This is a genomic window from Kiloniella antarctica, from assembly GCF_042682825.1.
GTDB classification, from domain to species: Bacteria; Pseudomonadota; Alphaproteobacteria; order Kiloniellales; family Kiloniellaceae; genus Kiloniella; species Kiloniella antarctica.
In genome coordinates, this window is the sequence record NZ_JBHUII010000004.1 from 128,656 (window position 1) to 146,843 (window position 18,188).

The window sequence follows — 18,188 nt, forward strand, 5'->3', positions numbered from 1 at the left end:
CACCCTGCAGGGCGTGGTCTATTTTAGTTATTCGACAGCAAGAGCTTTATTAATCAAGGCATCACCGCCATCGACCTTTTCAGCAAAAGCCTTATAAGAAGTCTCTTTGGCAATCGCCAACCAAGCAGCAGCCTGATCGTTGCTCATAGTAACAACTTCTACGCCAGCACCTTCGTAAGCTTCGACAAGCTTGTTATCCAAGCCTTTAGCGGCATCAAGAAAGAAGTCTTCCGATTTTTTGCCTGCAGCCATCAAAGCAGCTTGCTGTTCAGCGTTCAGCTTGTCCCAACTCTTTTTCGACATCAACAGTGGTTCATACATAAACCAAAGTGCATTATCGCCAGGAGCCGTCAGGCATGTAACTTGTTCGTAGATACGATAAGAAACGAAGCTACCTGAAGATGTGTTCGCGGCATCAAGAACCCCGGTTTGCATCGCAGAATAAATTTCTGAACTTGGCATAGAAGCAATAGAAGCACCTGCCCCAACCAGCATTTGTTCAAACGACTTACCTGCTGCACGGGTAACTTGACCCTTCATCGTGTCTGGACCAAGAATACATTGTTTCTTGGATGCAAAACCACCGGCGAGCCAGGCATCAGCCAAGACAACAACACCCGCATCATTGATGATCTTTTTAATGTCATCCATAAACGGGGAAGTATTCAATCGTTTGGCGTGATCGTGATTTTTTACGAGACCCGGCATATTTGTCGCGTTAAATTCAGGGTGACGTCCTGCAGCATAAGCAAGAGGGAATGCTGAGATATCCAACTGCCCCTTCACCATAGCACCCCATTGTTCTTTGGGCTTAAAGAGTGCTTTACCAGGATAGACCTTGATATCAAGACCAACATTAGCAGCGTTGACTTCACGGGCAATGATTTGAACCATTTCATCGCGCACGTCACCTTTACCACCAGGCCACTGATGGGACGCCTTTAAACTTGTCGCCATTGCGGTTTCAGCCAACAGTCCGCCTGTCATGACCATACCACCGAGCATAAGCCCTAGAGCTTTTTTAGAAAATTTCATAATAGTCTCCCTGTTTAGGCCCGATTGCTCTCATTTTTGAAAGCTTGGCCTTTTATTTTTGTATAGGATCTCTTTCTTATATAAAAACACAATAAGCGTACACGTAAATACAAGTCAATCATTTTTGTATACAAGAATTACCTTTAAATATACATTACAATATGTATTATAGATTTCAATCTCGAATGATTTAAGAGATAAAACTTTTTAAAAGCAGTCCGTAAAAAGAAGTCCGTAAAAAGTATTTAGTTACCCAGTTTAAGAACAAAAGGTGGGAGCCAAGAGTTTGCCAAAGATGCCATCACCAAACATGTCCTCAAGGGATTTGAGAAGACAGCTTGAACATGAAATTCTGCTTGGCGAACTTACACCAGGTACCCGTCTGGATGAAGTAGCACTGACCGAACGGTTCGGTGTTTCCAGAACGCCTGTACGTGAAGCACTACAACAACTCAGCATGATGCAGCTGGTTGAAATCCGCCCGCGTCGCGGAGCTTTTGTCAAAAAAATGAGCCTGCGAGAACTGGTGGATATGTTCGAAGTTATGGCAGAATTAGAAGGCGCATGTGGACGACTGGCTGCGGACCGTATGTCAGATGATGAACGTGCAACCCTGAAAGAGTTACATAAAGCCTCAGAAGTTATGGTAAAAGAGCGCGATTATGATGGTTATTACCGCGCCAACGTTGCCTTTCATGAAGCCATTTACAAAGGTAGCCACAACGAATTCCTCAGTGAACAAACGAAAAACCTTCGCAATCGCCTCACCCCCTATCGTCGTCTGCAATTACGTCAGAGTAATCGCCTGACCAGCTCTTTTAACGAACACAGCGAAATAACCGAAGCGATCACAAGCGGTAACAAAGCCTTGGCAGAACAGCTCCTAAGCGCCCACGTCACGGTACAAAGAGGATCATTCAATGATTTTCTCGCCAGCTTACCTATGGATCTTATAGACCAGACCGCATGACAGTCTTCTGATCCAAAAAACCCAAAGCCTTCCCGGCTGAACCCCAGATTTTCACCTTCACTCTATGAGTTGGACTTGGTTATGTCTAAAAACGTTTACGCTCTTTTTCAATCCCGGTTTCCCACAGACTTGTCCCAACCCTTTATCATGTCTCCTGATGGGAAGAATTTAAGCTACGGTCAACTGGAAAACCAGACATCAAAAATGGCTGGTGCACTGATATCCCTAGGTACAAAACCAGGGGATCGAGTTGCAGTACAAGTCGAAAAAACTGTTGAGGCTGTCGTATTATATTTGGCCTGTTTACGTGTCGGCGCAATCTACCTCCCCCTCAACACCGCCTATACAGCAGATGAATTGGACTATTTCCTTGGAGATGCCAAACCACATATTGCGGTTTGCAGCCCAGAAAACTTGGACAAATTAACCCCCATTGCGGTCAAAAATTTTGTCACCCACCTCCTTACCCTGAGCACAGACGCATCGGGAACTCTTATAGAATCTTACGACGCCGCATCACCTGTCGATGTGATTGCAGATGTCCCTGGTGATGCCATAGCAGCTTTTCTCTATACTTCTGGGACCACAGGGCGATCCAAAGGCGCAATGCTCACGCATGATAATCTGGCAAGTAATGCCCAGGTACTTCATGAATACTGGGGCTGGGAAAAGGGCGACGTTCTTTTACACGCCCTACCCATATTCCACGTCCACGGCCTCTTTGTCGCAATCCACTGTGTGTTGATGAACGGTTCCGCCATGTGGTTTTTACCAAAATTCGATATTCAGGTCGCCCTGGATCTCTTACCCAAAAGCACCGTGATGATGGGGGTACCAACATTTTATACCCGCCTACTAGATCAAGAAAACTTTGGTTCTGAGATCTGTAAGAATATGCGGGTTTTTATTTCCGGGTCCGCACCCCTGCTCGAAGACACCTTTACCCAATTTGTTGAGCGAACAGGCATGCCAATTCTAGAACGATATGGTATGACCGAAGCAGGTATGATCACCTCAAACCCTCTACATGGCGACCGTATTGCTGGCACTGTCGGCTACCCGCTACCAGGTGTTAATGCCCGACTATCACGAGGGACAAAAAAGGGCGCCGCAGGTGTTCTTGAAATAAAAGGTCCTAATGTTTTCAAAGGCTACTGGAATATGCCTGAGAAAACAGCTGAAGAATTTACTGATGATGGTTTCTTCATAACCGGAGATATTGCGACCATTTCCGAAGATAACCGGATTGCCATTGTCGGCCGTGCAAAAGATCTGATCATCAGTGGCGGTTACAATATTTACCCCAAGGAAATTGAACTCATCATTGATGATATTGAAGGTGTTAAAGAGTCCGCCGTGATTGGCACTCACCACCCTGATTTTGGTGAGGCCGTTGTCGCCATCATTATTCAAGATGGCAGCAAAGTTCTCCACGAAGATGATATTAAATCCGGCCTAACCGAGCAACTCGCCCGCTTCAAACAACCTAAAGCCGTAATCTTCATTGAGGAACTGCCAAGAAATACAATGGGCAAAGTTCAAAAGAACATTTTGAGAAAACAGTACGACCATCTCTTTAAAAGATAACGGATAATAAAACATCAAACCTCACATAAGTAACAACGTTCTATGTGCGTCGATCATCCGAATTAAACAGTAATTTCATCCTATTTCTTTAGGAGCGCTCTCAATGGCTGAAACATCCCTGCCAACCGGACCATCTTTATCTCAAATATCAGGAACCTGGCGGGATATTGCACAAAGTGCAGCCCGTACTCTTGGCTTGGGAATATTAACGCCTTCAGATCCTTCTCTCACTACGCTAAAGCAGCTCATGGAAGGGTGCATCAACGGTCCCGGCGGAGAAGTATCACAAAGAATGCGTACTGCGGACCTTGGACGTATTTATCTGGAACTCGACAAGCAAGGACGTGAAGGTTTCCTGACCTGTCTGGCTGCTGACTTCGCACCAGACGAAAACAAATTGCGCCAATCTGCAGAAAACTATCTCTCTGCAACGACAGATGCCCAACGCACTATCGCGGCAAACAACTTACGGCAATCTTCAGCGCCAGAGCGGCTTAAGCTCCTCACCCAGTTCAACGCCCTCCCCAATGGCGTAAAATTCCTAGTCGACATGCGAACCGACTTACTGACTTTTAAAGGCAAAGATCCCTACCTACAAGCTCTTGATAGCGACTTACAGCAACTCTTAAGCTCATGGTTTGATATCGGGTTCCTTGACTTTGTCGAAATGACATGGCGCACGCCTGCGGCACTTTTAGAAAAACTGATAACTTACGAAGCGGTCCACCAGATCACATCTTGGCAAGATCTCAAAAATCGACTAGATTCCGATAGACGTTGTTACGCCCTTTTCCACCCCCGTATGCCCAATGAGCCCTTGGCTTTTGTTGAAGTTGCCCTTGTCAAAGGTCTAGCTGATAACGTGCAACATATACTGGATGTAGCAGCGCCTCTTGGTGATCCCCAAAATGCCGATACCGCCATATTCTATTCCATCACCAATACGCAAACCGGCTTGCGAGGGATTAGTTTTGGTGAACACTTGATCAAGAAGGTTGTTCCGCATCTGAGCAGAGAACTGCCACAGATAAAAAGCTTTTCGACGCTTTCTCCCGTTCCGGGCTTTAAGCGTTGGTTGGAGAGCCTTGATGATGCCGTGTTCGAAGAAGCAGTTACCCGCGATGAATTGAAGTCCTTACAAAAGGCAACAAAACAAAAAGCCATAAAGAGCGCAATATTCAATCTCATCGACCAAGAAAAATGGTTCGAGAATTTTGAAAAAACGGATCTTCTCCGCGGTCCACTTCTCAGACTCAATGCTGCTTACTTCCTCGAAAAAGATCCCAAAGGCCGCGCTCTTGATCCAGTCGCCCGCTTTCACCTCAAAAATGGAGCAGAGCTAAACCAAATCAATTGGATGGGCGACGTTTCTGACAAAGGTATTTCTCAAGCAGTCGGCATCATGGTCAATTACAAATATGACCTCGCCAAAATTGAGAAAAATCACGAACTGTTTATCAACGAAGGAATTGTCGCAATGAGCACACAGGTCAGGGCTTATTTAAAACAATTAAACATTCCATACCTCAAGAGAAACCCCTTCACAAATACCAATCCTTTACAAAAATTGCGAAAAACACTTTCTGGCTAATTTGACAAAAACAATATAGATATCAACATACTATGAATATATATTAACATACCACATTATATGTTTTCATTACTATCATGTTTTCATTACTATAAAGCTGTTGAGAAGCTTCTCAACAGCTTTATAGTCGCCATTTTAACAACGGCTCGTTTTTACCTATGTGAAAGAATTTAAACACAACCTTAATTTCTCTGTGTTTGATTGATACCCTGATACTAGAAGATGGATCATCAAAATATGGGCTCACTCAAACCAAATTTCCTGAACACTGAAACCGTTCATTTATCTGAACTTGTCAGCGCAATAAGTACCGCCTTGGATATGACTGAGGGGCAACCAATTGGTCACTGTGTTCGAAGTTGCTGGATTGGTATTCATATCGGTCAGGAAATTGGAATGAGTGAAGAAGATCTCTCAGAACTTTATTACATGATTTTATTGAAAGATCTGGGGTGTAGCAGTAATGCCGCACGTATTTGCCAACTATACCTTACCGATGATCAAAAGTTTAAGCATGACTTTAAACGTATTAATGGCAGCCTGCCACAGGCTTTACGATTTGTACTCTCTCACACAGGATTGCAAGCGAGCCTAAGTGAGCGTTTTCAAGCGATTATAAAGATACTCCAAGATGGCGGGGAGATTGCTCGTGAACTTATCGAGACACGTTGCCACCGCGGAGCCGAGATCGCTCTTAAAATGCGGTTTTCTGAAAAAGTCGCCGACGGCATTTTAAACCTTGATGAACGTTGGGACGGGAAAGGATTACCCTCAGCAGTATCTGGCAACAATATCCCGGTTTTTGCCCGTATCGCCTTACTATCTCAAGTCATTGACGTTTTCCTGACCTCTGAAGGCCAGGACGCAGCCCTTGGGGAAGTAAGATCAAGATCAGGCAGCTGGTTTGAACCTGAAATGGTGTCCGCATTTGAACGTGTTGCTCTGCGGCCTGAATTTTGGGAAGAACTTAACAATGAGGATTTACAAAACTCAATCCACAATCTTGTCTTACCCAAACATGATGTAACAGTGGATGAAGATTATCTTGACAATATTGCTGCTGCCTTTGCAAAGGTCATCGATGCCAAAAGCCCCTTTACCAATGGGCATAGCGAGAGGGTTATGGGATACAGTGATTTGATTGCACAAAAAATGGGATTATCTGAATCCAAGAGGCGTTGGCTCAAACGCGCAGCACTCCTTCACGACATTGGTAAACTTGGTATCAGCAACAGTATTCTTGATAAGCCCGGAAAGTTAACTGATGAAGAATTTGCAATGATTAAGATGCACCCGGTTTATTCAGTAAATATACTTAAAAATATTTCTGCTTTTTCAGATATTTCTCCTATTGCTGGCGGACATCATGAACGCTTGGATGGAAAGGGGTATCCTTATGGCCTTACCGACAACGAGATAGATATGGACATCAGGATCGTAACGGTTGCAGACATCTTCGATGCCCTTACAGCCGATCGCCCTTATCGTGCTGCCATGCCGATGGAAAAGGCAATTTCAATAATGGATGATATGGTGGATACCGCAATTGATTCCCAGTGCTACAAGGCACTCAAAGATGTGTTACAGGAAATATCAACAATCAACTCTTCTCTACAAGATACCCTAACTCAAATCATGCAAAAAGAGACTATCTAACCGTTTTGTATTTTTTTATTATATTACAAATGATTACATATAATTATTAATGTTATACGTAATATAAATTCAATCATTCAAATAAGTCTTTCTGGCCCAAAGAACATTTTCCTAAAAACAATCAGCACTCACATACTCCGGCTGTATGGCGCAAGTCCACATGACAGAATATCCAGCCTCCCCAGCCTGAGGGAGGGAGGGAGAAACGATAAGATACCTTCTTATCTCACTCCCACTTTTTTTCCGTCATTTAAAATTTGAAAAATTTACACGTCAGAAGATATTTGCTCACTGCTACCAAAAGCGTAGATATCCATAGCCAAAACACCATAGGTCGTACTCGCATGAAGGCGTTTGCCACGCGTGGCATCAACTTGACCAAAACTTCCAGCCCCCAGTGCAAAAAACAGGGGATGGATATGATCCATAGTTGGGTGATTTCTTTTTCCCTCTGGCGCATCCGAAATTGCAGATAGCACAGCGCGGTAATCGCCCGTTTCAATTTTTTCAGTCACCCACTCCGTAAAATCGCGCACCCAGGGCACGATTGGTTCGTCTTCATCGCGCCCCCCCATCATAATTTCATGTAAATTATGAGAGGCGCTACCTGAACCAATAATAAGTACCCCCTCTTCTCTGAGACCAGATAATGCTTGCCCTAACTCAAAATGCCACTGGGGGCTTTGCTCCATGGAAATAGAAAGCTGTACAATAGGCACATCAGCTTTGGGATACATATGGACAAGCGGCACCCAACACCCATGATCCATTCCCCGCTTATCATCCAAAGTTGGAGAAAAGCCAGCTTCGACCAAGAGATCTCTTACCTTCAAAGCAAGTTCAGGCTCTCCTTTTGCCGGATATTGGACATCATAAAGGTCAGCCGGAAACCCACTAAAATCATGGATCGTACCAAGTATTTCGCTGGATGCGATTATGGGCTGACTTTGATTAAAGTGTGCTGATACCATCAAAATCCCTTTTGGTGGCCCCAGATCAGCCCCCAGACGATTTAAATACTGAGTAACAGCGCAATCTTCCAAGGCGAGAGTTGGCGCGCCATGTGACACAAAAAGACTGGGATACGATGCTCTGTGACTTGCAGTCATTGATATCTCCTGTGTTATCAAACGAACCAAAATTTGTTGCGAATTAAGTACTTGCATTAGAAAAGGTGCTTAGAGCTTGTACTCTTTTCATAGCCTGCGCTTTTTGTTCCATAGGTCAGACTTAGATATTCATTTCATACACATGCCTGTTCTTTATTCTTAGGCTGGTCGAATTCCATCCGATTATACGACAGGGTCCTTAATATCGAAGTGAAATACTTTAGATATTATCTGCCAGCGTCCATCTACAAAGATTAGAGAAAGAAAGTCCGTGAAGAACTTTTCGCCAATCGCACAATTCAAAGTAACAAAAGCAGTCGTTGTACCAGCAAAAGAGATCGATACAATTTTGTCCTGACGTTTTTCTTTGCGGCTGGCTGGGGATTGCCTGCGTGCAACAATCGGAAAGTATTCCTCCATCGTTAAGTACATCAGAGGATCTTCAGTTGCGCATACATAATGTGCTTTGGGGTGAAACACTTTCTCAAGCAGGCTGACATCACTGTGATAAAGTCCGTCAAAATACAAAGCAATTACTTTTTCAACGGCTTGATAGATTGATGACATTTTGTGGTTCCTTTTTAAGAGAGCGTAAGACGATGAAAAAACAGAAATTACTGTTTAAAGTTGGCACCCGTTACAAACCTTTAAGTTATTGTATCATATAAAGGGATACGACAGGTGCCATGAACGTTAAGCGTTGAGCAAACCTTCGGCACCAAGGGCCGCTTGTGTTTTTTCACGCGCAGCAACACGACTAACAAATGCCGCGAGATTTGGAACTTTCTCCAGGCTCACACCAACAAAATTGGACCAGTTTGTCACGACAAAGAGATACGCATCTGCCACACTAAAGGTATCTCCCAAAAGATAATCGCGACCATCAGACAGAATTTTTTCAAAGTGAGCTAATTTCTTGGCTACATTTTCGTCTACTGCCGGACGGGCATCACCTTCGGCCTGTCCTTTAAAGAAAGGAGTGAAGGCTTTGTGGAGCTCAGATGAAATAAAATTGAGATGCTCTTGCAAGCGTGCCCGTTCGATGGATCCACCAGCCGGAGCCAAACTTAATTCAGGTTTTTGATCTGCAAGGTACTGAAGAATAGCGGCCCCCTCAGTCAAAATCTCGCCACTCGCTAATTTCAAAGCGGGAACATAACCATCCGGGTTAATTTTGGAGAAATCTTCACCGCTCGCGGTTATTTGTGTATCTGTATCAACCGGTTCGATTTCAAAGTTCATACCCAACTCTCGAAGGACAATGTGAGAAGCAAGGGAACAGGCGCCGGCTTTGTAATAAAGCTTTACAGAATTAGACATGAGAAAAGACCTCTTTAGTTTCGTTGTTGATGATAACAGAGGTAAGATTCTAAGTTACTTTTGTAAACCATGTTTATATATGTTACTTAATTATAAAGTTACTATGTAGTAACTGAGTTTCTATTTGGTAACCCATTGATATACAGTAATTAATAGTTTATATGATATTTATAAAGAAACAGGAAAACCATTGTTATGGCCCTAAAAGTCAGAAAAAACCAAAGCGGTGACGTCCCTTACAACTGCCCTCTGAGTGAATGCATGGCAATACTAGGTGGCGCCTGGACCACAAATTTAATCTGGTTTCTCTCTGGCGGGCCAAGGCGTTTTAGCGAACTAAAACATGATTTAACAGGTATCTCTGCAAAAATGCTTACCACCCGCCTCAAGGAACTGGAAGCAAAGCGGATAATTCATCGCAAAGTTCTGCCAACTTCCCCGCCTTCGGTTGAATATAACCTAACGGAATTGGGCAGAGAGTTGATCCCCGCAATTAATGCCATCGTTGAGGTCGGTCATAAGGTAAAAATTTGGAACGGGAAAACTTAAAAAGCGGATTATTGTTTCTCCACCTCCAGAACTACTTAATTTGATAAAGCGCCTTACCCAAATTATCATTCCATTGCCGATGGTCCTCAGTGTGGATTGAGTATTGCCATCCCGCAATGCCCCCAAACTGATCACCATATTGGTCCACCAATGGCCTGATAATATCTTGGATCATAATTTCCGGGGCTACATGACCACTAAAAGCGTCTGCCTTGTACACCGGTTTTCCGATAACAAGCTTTTCAGGCGGCCAGGCCAAAACATTTCCCATTGCAACCAACCCTCTATAGGATGTTTTGTAAGGATCAGTAACTTTTCCCACCACCTTGTCTTTAATTGGTCCGTCTTGGCCTGGATTGTTGTAGTACTGCACAGTAATCCAATCAATCTCATCTCCCGCCTCTTTTAAAACATCCAAATAAGGCCCCCCATGCCAATCTGTATTCAGATATGGCGATTGTGGCGCATGGCTTAAACTATACTTTCCAACAGGTAACTGTTTACGCAAGGCCTTGGTCAAGGTGACAAGAAAAGCTTTGCCATCAGCAACATCAGCTGGTCTTTCTATATGCAACATAGGGCTGGCTTCAAAATCAATATCAACCCCGTCCAGCTTTCGCGTACGGACAAATTCAGAAATCAGCCCGGCTAATTCACCTTCCCGACCAACGAGAACCTGATAGTCTTTTGTTTTGGCCAAACCTCCACCAAAGGAAATCAGGACCTTCTTACCTTTCGCCTGTAAAAGAGGCACAGAACTCCATTGTTCTTCCATATTTCTGGGTAATATTAAAGCAATCTGGCCAGAGGCATTAATCCGCGCCCCTAGAAAGGAAACAATCACGTGGCTGTATTCACTTTCGACAGCTTCGGATAATGGTGTGGCTTCGCTATTGTAATAGATAATAAACCGCGTCTGCGCAAACGTGGTTGCGCTCATAAAAATAGTACTCAGCCAAGTTAAAACAGTAATAAAAATAGCAATTTTTTTCAAATCAAAATCCAGGAAAAGCCAAGTCGTGCGCATCTACTGCGGCAGCGGCTTTATCCGCCACTTTGGCTAGTCGCCATCCCGGCACATAAACTTCTGCCCCTAAACCAAAACCAGAACATCCGGCCTGAACATATTTTTTTAACTCCGTTAATTTCACCCCGCCAACAGCATAAAGCGGCGTATCAACCGGGAGAAGTGTATGTAATGCCTTAAACCCATTAATGCCTGCCATAGAGGCAGGAGTAACATTAAGACCATCTGCGCCAGCGGCCAAGGCTGAAAAGCACTCACTTGGCGTCACAACACCGGGCCAGGACAATAATCCCAGTTCTTTAGTGAGCGATATTATCTGAGGATTACAGTTCGGGGAGGAAATAAATTTTCCCCCTAAAACCTTCACACCATCCACTTCAAGACGTTTTAACGCCATTCCAGCACCAATAATAGCTTTCCCGCCCAACGTTTGAGTAATCGCAGAAATGATTTTATAGGGATTGGGAGAATTCAACGGAATTTCTATTCTTGAAATTCCTGCTTCCATCAATAATTCTGCGACCTCAATGGCCTCAGATTTTTCAGTAACATTTAGTGTAACGACAAGATTTCGGCGTTTCATAGAACAAAGCCCAGCCCTAGGAATAAATTTTATGAGTGGAGAAGGATAATACCCCTTCAAAACAGTATAGATTACAATTTATGCGATCTTCGTTAACACACCTGACAATCCATAAGTTCATCTGTGGTAACTCATTTCATCAAAAACAAAGCGATCCTTTAAAAAGCAAGAAACGGATAGCCTGAAGAAACTTCACCCCCTACTATCCTCCTGTTATCAGGGTATTAGAAATTTATAGTGGACGTTTATCTATCATGACCCCATCAATCAACAGCTCAATGGGCACCCGCGAATGGTTGATGCTCGTCGTTTTATCCATTCTTTGGGGCGGTTCATTTTTCTTTGTTGGTATCGCTGTGTCCGAATTGGAGCCCCTGACTATTGTTACTTTTCGTGTTGGACTCGCTGCCATTACCCTTTGGGTTGTCATAGGGGTTATGCGCATCCCTCTTCCCCCGATAGGCATAGCATGGAAAGCCTTCCTTTTTATGGGTGTTCTCAACAATGTTATCCCCTTTACCCTGATCGTGTGGGGACAAACCTTTATCGCCTCAGGATTGGCATCGATCCTCAATGCGACAACTCCATTTTTTGGGGTCATTGTTGCCACACTTTTTTTACCCGATGAAAGAGCAACACCTTTAAAAATTTTCGGTGTTATTCTTGGATTTTTAGGTGTGGTCTTGATGTTCGGGGCCCCTACTGTGAGCAGTGACACGCTGGCACAGATTGCCATATTAGCCGCGGCTATTGCCTATGCCTTTGCTGGCGTTTATGGCCGTAAATTTAAAACAATGAATATAAACCCCATTGTCACCGCCGCAGGCCAAGTAAGTGGTGCAACAATCATTCTAATCCCACTTACATACATTGTTGAGGGTACTCCCTCCATATCTGATATCATGCACCAAACTTGGCTATCCCTTGCTGCCCTCGCCATTTTCTCCACAGCTATAGCCTATATACTATATTTCAAAATTCTTGAAAAAGCGGGCGCTACAAACCTATTACTTGTGACCTTGCTTGTTCCAATTTCTGCCATTCTACTTGGCTCTGTTTTCTTAGGGGAAAACCTTGAGACATCACATATTGTAGGCATGATTATTATCGCTTTGGGCCTGTCCGCGATTGATGGTCGCTTGTGGAAAAGGAAAGCTAAAAAATCTTTGGAGAGTCCCGACGACGAACTTGAAAGAGACCACTAACTTGTTCGAGATGCTTAATCTCCAATCAAGTTTAAGAAAAGCAAAGCAATATATGTCTCAGATTTTATATTTGAGATTTCTCTATCTAAGATTTCTCTATCTAAGATTTCTCTATGGCACGCTTTAAAAGAACAACCCCAAACATGGAACAAATCACAGAAGCACCAAAATAATACATGCCGGGCTGAGATGTTGCGTTTGCCATCCCTGAAGACTTGGCAGAGATGACAATCATGCCGACAATAAAGACATCAAGCATGCTCCATTTCCCCAGCAAATCAATCAATTTTACGGCCCTTTGCACGGATTTGTGTTCGACACTTCTTGCCCGCCAAACATAATCCGCCACCATAATTTTCATGGTTGGGAAAACCACTGAAAACAAGAGAATAACAAAGGAGAGAAGATATTCGCCACTTCGTGCCAACTGCTCAATCGCACCAACGATTGATATCAGGTCTTCAAAAAGAAAAAATTTCTCAACTTTGAGGATGGGGATCGTCAACCCGGCAATCAGGCTAATAACTGCGCCGAGTAACAATAAGGGGATAAGTTTCGATAAACCAGTAGCCCTTCGCGCAAGCGAATGTTCTGCGCGTTTAAGGGTAAAAAGGAGATGCCACCACTTGAGACTTTCGTGCTCTGAAGACCAATATCTTTTAGCCTGTTTCAGAATGTCGAAAGATTTCACCGATGATCCCTGTTCTTGCCTAAAAATTTACGATCTCTCTGTTTAATACGAATAGGCTCAAGAACAGGTGCCGGCTCGAAGATGTTTGAGAAACGGCGAAAAATAGAGAGAATCAACGTAAACAGCATAAAAAGTGAATTCCTAGTTTTTTTAACCAGCATCATATCTAAGGGCTTACCCTCTCTGGTTCAATCACTATTAACAAAATATATCTAAATTATGGAATTCCAAATTTAATTTGCCAAACAGATCGCTATCTTTCTGGGGTTAATTCAAATCTTTTTACACAAAAAAGGGAGGCCATAAAAGCCCCCCCTTATATAATTTTAATCTGATAAGTCAGACATTTAAACTTCAATTATTCTTCAGTAGGCACCCAAACATCCAAAGACTGATGCTTAAGCTTGCGACGTTCTGCAGACGTCAAGCCCCAGTTATGACCAAAAGCCGCTGACTCCCAAGATCCATACATAGGATTAGAAATCATGATCCACTTACTGCCCCACATGTCATCGTATTTATCGAGCACAGCCTTCCGCTCATCAATGCTTCCTTTGTAATCATCAACGAAATCGCTGAAGTTATCGCCAACAACCATGACCAAACGGTAGTTTTCGGTAATGTGAGCGCGACGAGGAGATTTTTTTGAAGAGTTCCATGCTTCTTTTTCTTTACGAAGAAGGACCGTATCCTCAGATGTATCAATCGGATAGCCCAAAGTTTTTAAATTATTTCTGGTCGCTTCTTCTTGTGGTCCTTTGCGATTGGAAACATAAAACACCTTCACGCCTTTTGATTCTGCATACTTGATAAAATCAAGAGAACCAGCGACAGGTGTGGATGTTTCAGAACGCACAAATGGTACCCACGTTTTTGAGCTATAACTTTCATTATTCGCCACAAGCCAAGCTTCATATGCGGAGTTATCAAGAACCGTTTCATCAACATCCAGCATAACTGCTGGTGGCTTTCCACTGTAATTTTCGCCCTGCTCGTCAGGCGCGCCGGTCCAGTTTTTATCGACCAGAGATTCATCAAGTTTAATTTTGGCCAACTCATACATGGCCATGCTGTTGGCTTTAAACTCAACCGACTTTTGGGTCCAGAGCGTCGCATTCAAAAGATCGTTTTGGGGGGTAGAAATACAACCTGCTAACGTTCCTCCCACGAGGACAGTAAAAGCAGTCAGCTTTAGTGTGCGTAACATGATCATTTCCCTGTTATTTTTTATTTTTAAATATGATTGAATATAGCCACTCTATTTATTTTTTGAATAAACCGTCAAGTAATGTGTTCTTTTCTCACTTGCAGAAAGGACGATCCGCTTGCGCCTTTCATCAATTACACCTCTTTAAAAAACGATTTTCTCCTTGTTGCCTTCAAAAAGGTATACCTTTTTCCATTGCCATAAATCACCTGATGTCTTTTATAGCAGTCAAAAATCATATTAAGTAATTACGAGTGTATTATCGGCTCTATTTCAGTTGGTCAATTTGAGCACACTTTGGATGAAGTACTGCTTATGGAGTAATTCTGGTTAAGTATTCTGGTACAAATTTTATGACACAAACTTTAAGGTGATAGACAATTCATAAACCAACCCCCGCGCATACACTCAATCTTGAAGACCTGGGATGGTCAGATTTTTTTCAATCTCAACTCAATGCAGATGAAATAGAACAACAACAAGCGTTGACACTGGCCGCTTTGCGAATAACCAATGTACATCGCATCAGGCTTCACGCACGCGGGCAAACTGATAGTCATGTACTCGTCCCACTTAAAGACCAAAGTACGGCTGGATTTGCGGTTGGTGATTGGGTCCTCACTGATTTAATAACCGGTAATATCCTAAAGTCCTTGAACCGGAAAAGTGTTCTCCAGCGACAAAGTCCACGTACAGGCAATCAACCTCAACTTATTGCCGCAAATATAGATACCCTTTTCATAGTGAGTTCCTGTAATGCTGATTTTAAGGTCGGGTGGATCGATCAATTTCTTGCAATGGCATGTGAATCAGGAATTACACCAGTGGTTATTTTAACCAAAGCAGATAAGGTGGAAAGCCCCTCTTCTTGGGTCAAACAGGTAAAAGAACTATCTCCAGATTTAATTGTTGAGGCCGTTGATGCACACGACCTTATTCAGATTAAGCGACTGGAAAGGTGGTGCCAACCGGGGCAAAGCGTTGCTATGGTTGGCTCATCCGGAGTTGGGAAATCTACGTTGCTAAATACCTTATGCGAACTGGATACTGCAACAGGAGGAATACGCGAAAGCGACGCGCAAGGCCGACATACAACGACGGCGCGATCTCTTCATCAAACAAACGCCGGCGGATGGCTGGTCGATACTCCAGGCATACGGGTGCTACACCTGTACAATGCCGCAGAAGGTATCAATCGCCTCTTTCCTGAAATAACCGAACTCACAGAGAAATGTCACTTTCAAGACTGTACCCACAAGAGTGAACCTGGTTGTGCTCTCAAAGCTGCGCTCTCAGACCAAAGCCTCGATCAGTCAAGATATCAACGGTGGGAAAAACTTTACCAAGACAGCAATAAGCTCTCTGAAACGCCGGATGCTCTCCCCCCCACTTGGCAGAAGAAAAAGCGTATTTCAAAAGCCATAAAACAAGACATAAAACGGCTTAAAGGAAAACCAAAAGCATAAAATCTGTCTATCAAGTCCAACGAATAAAGTACAGTCGTCGCGTTGATTACTTTTGAATACTCTGACTTAATAGCTTTTAAAAATCACTACTCACCTGTATTTAAAAAATCCAAGGTTGCCAAAATGTCTTCTTTTCCCATCAGCCGTTATCCCGTTCCAGAGCTTAAAGATCTCCCTGATGATATCAGGCAACAAATTCTTACCGTACAAGAAAAAGCCGGATTCATCCCCAACGTCTTCTTGACATTGGCTCATCGCCCAGCTGAATTCAGGGCCTTTTTTGCGTATCATGATGCTTTGATGACAAAAGAAAGTAATCTGAGTCAGGCAGAGATTGAGATGATCATTGTTACAACATCTAATGATAATGGCTGTCTCTATTGTGTGATTGCGCACGGGGCCGTATTAAGGATCCGCGCTAAAAACTCCCTGATTGCGGATCAAGTGGCAGTGAATTACCGAAAAGCAGATATTACAGATAAACAAAAAGCGATGCTAGATTTCGCACTGAAAGTATCCAACAACGCTCAATCGACATCTGATGAAGATTTCGAGACCTTAAGAAATCACGGTTTTACAGACGAAGATATTTGGGACATTGCCGCAATTACGGCCTTTTTCGGACTGAGTAATCGCATGGCCAACGTCACCTCAATGCGTCCAAATGACGAATTTTATGCAATGGGCCGTCTTTAGAATATTTGTCTCAACTGATTCCCCTCTTAAATCATCAAATGAGTGATGAAATCATATCCATCCGGCAATTTGCTGGATTTTCCTAAGTTACCCGACACTCTGGTCGTTTATCTCGGCTTCATTCTTCGTCTATGTTTAACCATGGGAGACAGGAATTGATGTCAGGGAAGATTGCGGTACTCGGGGCTGGTATTATTGGGGTTTGTTGCGCCGTTGAGTTACAGCGACGTGGGTACGATGTGACCTTAATCGATAAAAATGCCCCCGGAGAAGAAACCTCTTATGGGAATGCTGGTGTTATCGCACGTAGTTCGATTATTCCTTTTAACCATCCTGGTCTTTGGAAATCACTTCCAAAGTTAATGGGAAACAAATCAACTTCATTTCGATATGATCCCACTTTTGTCGCGGCAAATATGAATTGGACAGCAGGTTTTCTAAAACGTGCAAATCTGAAAGACTTTAACTATACGACCCAAGCCCTTGATGATCTCATTCAGTTATCAACACGTAAACACGAAGAGATGGCTTCAATATTAGGTATTGCGGACAAATTAAATCGTAAAGGGTGGCTCCACTTATATCGGCAAAAAGCTACTTTTGATAAATCCAAGCTCATAAGAAACACGTTTGACAAGTTTAACGTCGCGACCAAAGAGCTAAACAGCGATCAAATCAGTAACTTAGAACCGGATCTTGCCCCAATTTTTGCGAAAGGCCTTTGGATACAAGACACCATGAGTTTTCAAAATCCTGGTGATCTCGTCAAAGCCTATGCAGCATATTTTACATCGCATGGAGGAATTCTGACAAAGGCAAAAATACAAAACCTCGAAAAATCTGGGGATGGTTACAAATTAACCCTAGATAAAACAACCCATAGCAAAAATACAATTATTGTTGACCAAGTCGTTGTTGCCCTTGGGCCTTGGGCAAAAACATTTCTCAAGAAATTTGGATATCGAGTTCCTCTTGTCTTTGAGCGTGGCTATCACATGAATTTTAGCCACGACAAAGAACGGAAATTAAATCGCCCTGTATATGACATTGATGGCGGGTATGTTCTCGCACCGATGTCTAATGGGGTTAGACTAACCACCGGAGTAGAACTCGCCCAACAAAATTCCTCCCCTAATTATAGCCAATTAGCTGCAGCAGAAGCCGGAGCAAGAGATGCTTTCCCATTAAACAAGCCGATGGACTCTGAACCATGGCTCGGCAGTCGCCCAACTTTACCAGATTGCAGACCAATAATTGGGCAGGCACCACGGCACAATGGTCTTTGGCTTGCAATCGGACATCAACATATTGGGTTTAGTACAGGACCTGGAACCGCATCTATTTTGGGATCTCTGATTTCAGAGGAAGCCTCCCCAATAAATGCAGAACCTTTTCGAGCAGAAAGGTTCATCACATGATATTTCAAAAATCCATGCAACAAAACAATACCAAGAGAAAAGCCCTCTATACCTATCAACCATTCAAAACGACCAAGT

General features: G+C 43.3%; 17 protein-coding genes. 9 read left to right on the forward strand and 8 right to left on the reverse strand.

Translation table 11 applies throughout. From position 1 onward, the window contains the following. Positions 1-27: 27 nt before the first annotated feature. Positions 28-1,035: a TRAP transporter substrate-binding protein DctP gene (dctP, locus tag ACFSKO_RS07535; protein WP_380250081.1), complete on the reverse strand. Its 1,008-nt coding sequence runs from the start codon at positions 1,033-1,035 to the stop codon at positions 28-30. A gap of 295 nt (positions 1,036-1,330) precedes the next feature. Here dctP and ACFSKO_RS07540 point away from each other — a divergent pair, with 295 nt between their 5' ends. The 4 genes from ACFSKO_RS07540 (at position 1,331) to ACFSKO_RS07555 (ending at position 6,839) form a co-directional block, all read left to right on the forward strand. After that, positions 1,331-2,005 carry a GntR family transcriptional regulator gene (locus ACFSKO_RS07540; protein WP_380250083.1) on the forward strand — a complete coding sequence of 225 codons (675 nt, stop codon included), beginning with the start codon at positions 1,331-1,333 and terminating at the stop codon, positions 2,003-2,005. An 81-nt stretch (positions 2,006-2,086) separates the two neighbouring features. Then, positions 2,087-3,592, forward strand: coding sequence for a malonate--CoA ligase (locus ACFSKO_RS07545; protein WP_380250085.1), 1,506 nt, complete (start codon positions 2,087-2,089; stop codon positions 3,590-3,592). Positions 3,593-3,695: 103 nt separating this feature from the next. Then, positions 3,696-5,183 carry a malonyl-CoA decarboxylase gene (locus ACFSKO_RS07550; RefSeq protein WP_380250087.1) on the forward strand — a complete coding sequence of 496 codons (1,488 nt, stop codon included), beginning with the start codon at positions 3,696-3,698 and terminating at the stop codon, positions 5,181-5,183. 237 nt (positions 5,184-5,420) lie between these two features. Then, positions 5,421-6,839, forward strand: a complete 1,419-nt coding sequence (locus ACFSKO_RS07555) for an HD-GYP domain-containing protein (RefSeq protein ID WP_380250089.1) — start codon at positions 5,421-5,423, stop codon at positions 6,837-6,839. A 266-nt stretch (positions 6,840-7,105) separates the two neighbouring features. On the opposite strand, the gene ACFSKO_RS07560 is transcribed toward ACFSKO_RS07555, so the two are convergent. The 3 genes from ACFSKO_RS07560 to gstA all read right to left on the reverse strand — a co-directional run bounded on the left by ACFSKO_RS07560 (position 7,106) and on the right by gstA (position 9,268). Beyond that, positions 7,106-7,948, reverse strand: coding sequence for a DODA-type extradiol aromatic ring-opening family dioxygenase (locus ACFSKO_RS07560; protein ID WP_380250091.1), 843 nt, complete (start codon positions 7,946-7,948; stop codon positions 7,106-7,108). Between the two features lie 183 nt (positions 7,949-8,131). After that, positions 8,132-8,515, reverse strand: a complete 384-nt coding sequence (locus ACFSKO_RS07565; protein ID WP_380250093.1) for a nuclear transport factor 2 family protein — start codon at positions 8,513-8,515, stop codon at positions 8,132-8,134. 126 nt (positions 8,516-8,641) lie between these two features. Further along, positions 8,642-9,268, reverse strand: coding sequence for a glutathione transferase GstA (gene gstA, locus ACFSKO_RS07570; RefSeq protein ID WP_380250095.1), 627 nt, complete (start codon positions 9,266-9,268; stop codon positions 8,642-8,644). A gap of 195 nt (positions 9,269-9,463) precedes the next feature. Here gstA and ACFSKO_RS07575 point away from each other — a divergent pair, with 195 nt between their 5' ends. Continuing rightward, positions 9,464-9,817 (forward strand): winged helix-turn-helix transcriptional regulator, encoded by a 354-nt coding sequence (locus ACFSKO_RS07575; protein ID WP_380250097.1) that lies wholly within the window; start codon positions 9,464-9,466, stop codon positions 9,815-9,817. 31 nt (positions 9,818-9,848) lie between these two features. Here ACFSKO_RS07575 and ACFSKO_RS07580 read toward each other — a convergent pair whose 3' ends face one another. Beyond that, a complete protein-coding gene (locus ACFSKO_RS07580; RefSeq protein WP_380250099.1) occupies positions 9,849-10,757 on the reverse strand; it encodes a glycosyl hydrolase family 18 protein in 909 nt (302 codons plus the stop codon). Between the two features lie 55 nt (positions 10,758-10,812). Further along, positions 10,813-11,427 carry a beta/alpha barrel domain-containing protein gene (locus ACFSKO_RS07585; protein ID WP_380250101.1) on the reverse strand — a complete coding sequence of 205 codons (615 nt, stop codon included), beginning with the start codon at positions 11,425-11,427 and terminating at the stop codon, positions 10,813-10,815. A 254-nt stretch (positions 11,428-11,681) separates the two neighbouring features. On the opposite strand from ACFSKO_RS07585, the gene ACFSKO_RS07590 reads away from it, so the two are divergent. Continuing rightward, a complete protein-coding gene (locus ACFSKO_RS07590) occupies positions 11,682-12,632 on the forward strand; it encodes a DMT family transporter (protein WP_380250103.1) in 951 nt (316 codons plus the stop codon). A gap of 100 nt (positions 12,633-12,732) precedes the next feature. Here ACFSKO_RS07590 and ACFSKO_RS07595 read toward each other — a convergent pair whose 3' ends face one another. Together ACFSKO_RS07595 and ACFSKO_RS07600 are read right to left on the reverse strand one after the other, a co-directional pair. After that, positions 12,733-13,323, reverse strand: coding sequence for a paraquat-inducible protein A (locus ACFSKO_RS07595; RefSeq protein ID WP_380250105.1), 591 nt, complete (start codon positions 13,321-13,323; stop codon positions 12,733-12,735). A 358-nt stretch (positions 13,324-13,681) separates the two neighbouring features. Beyond that, complete coding sequence (locus tag ACFSKO_RS07600; protein ID WP_380250107.1) at positions 13,682-14,530, reverse strand: 5'-nucleotidase, lipoprotein e(P4) family; 849 nt, start codon at positions 14,528-14,530, stop codon at positions 13,682-13,684. Between the two features lie 485 nt (positions 14,531-15,015). On the opposite strand from ACFSKO_RS07600, the gene rsgA reads away from it, so the two are divergent. From rsgA to ACFSKO_RS07615, 3 genes are all read left to right on the forward strand, one after another. Then, positions 15,016-15,996 (forward strand): ribosome small subunit-dependent GTPase A, encoded by a 981-nt coding sequence (rsgA, locus tag ACFSKO_RS07605; RefSeq protein ID WP_380250109.1) that lies wholly within the window; start codon positions 15,016-15,018, stop codon positions 15,994-15,996. A gap of 123 nt (positions 15,997-16,119) precedes the next feature. Next, positions 16,120-16,692, forward strand: a complete 573-nt coding sequence (locus ACFSKO_RS07610) for a peroxidase-related enzyme (protein ID WP_380250111.1) — start codon at positions 16,120-16,122, stop codon at positions 16,690-16,692. A 158-nt stretch (positions 16,693-16,850) separates the two neighbouring features. Then, a complete protein-coding gene (locus ACFSKO_RS07615) occupies positions 16,851-18,110 on the forward strand; it encodes an NAD(P)/FAD-dependent oxidoreductase (RefSeq protein WP_380250113.1) in 1,260 nt (419 codons plus the stop codon). The last annotated feature ends 78 nt before the right edge of the window (positions 18,111-18,188 follow it).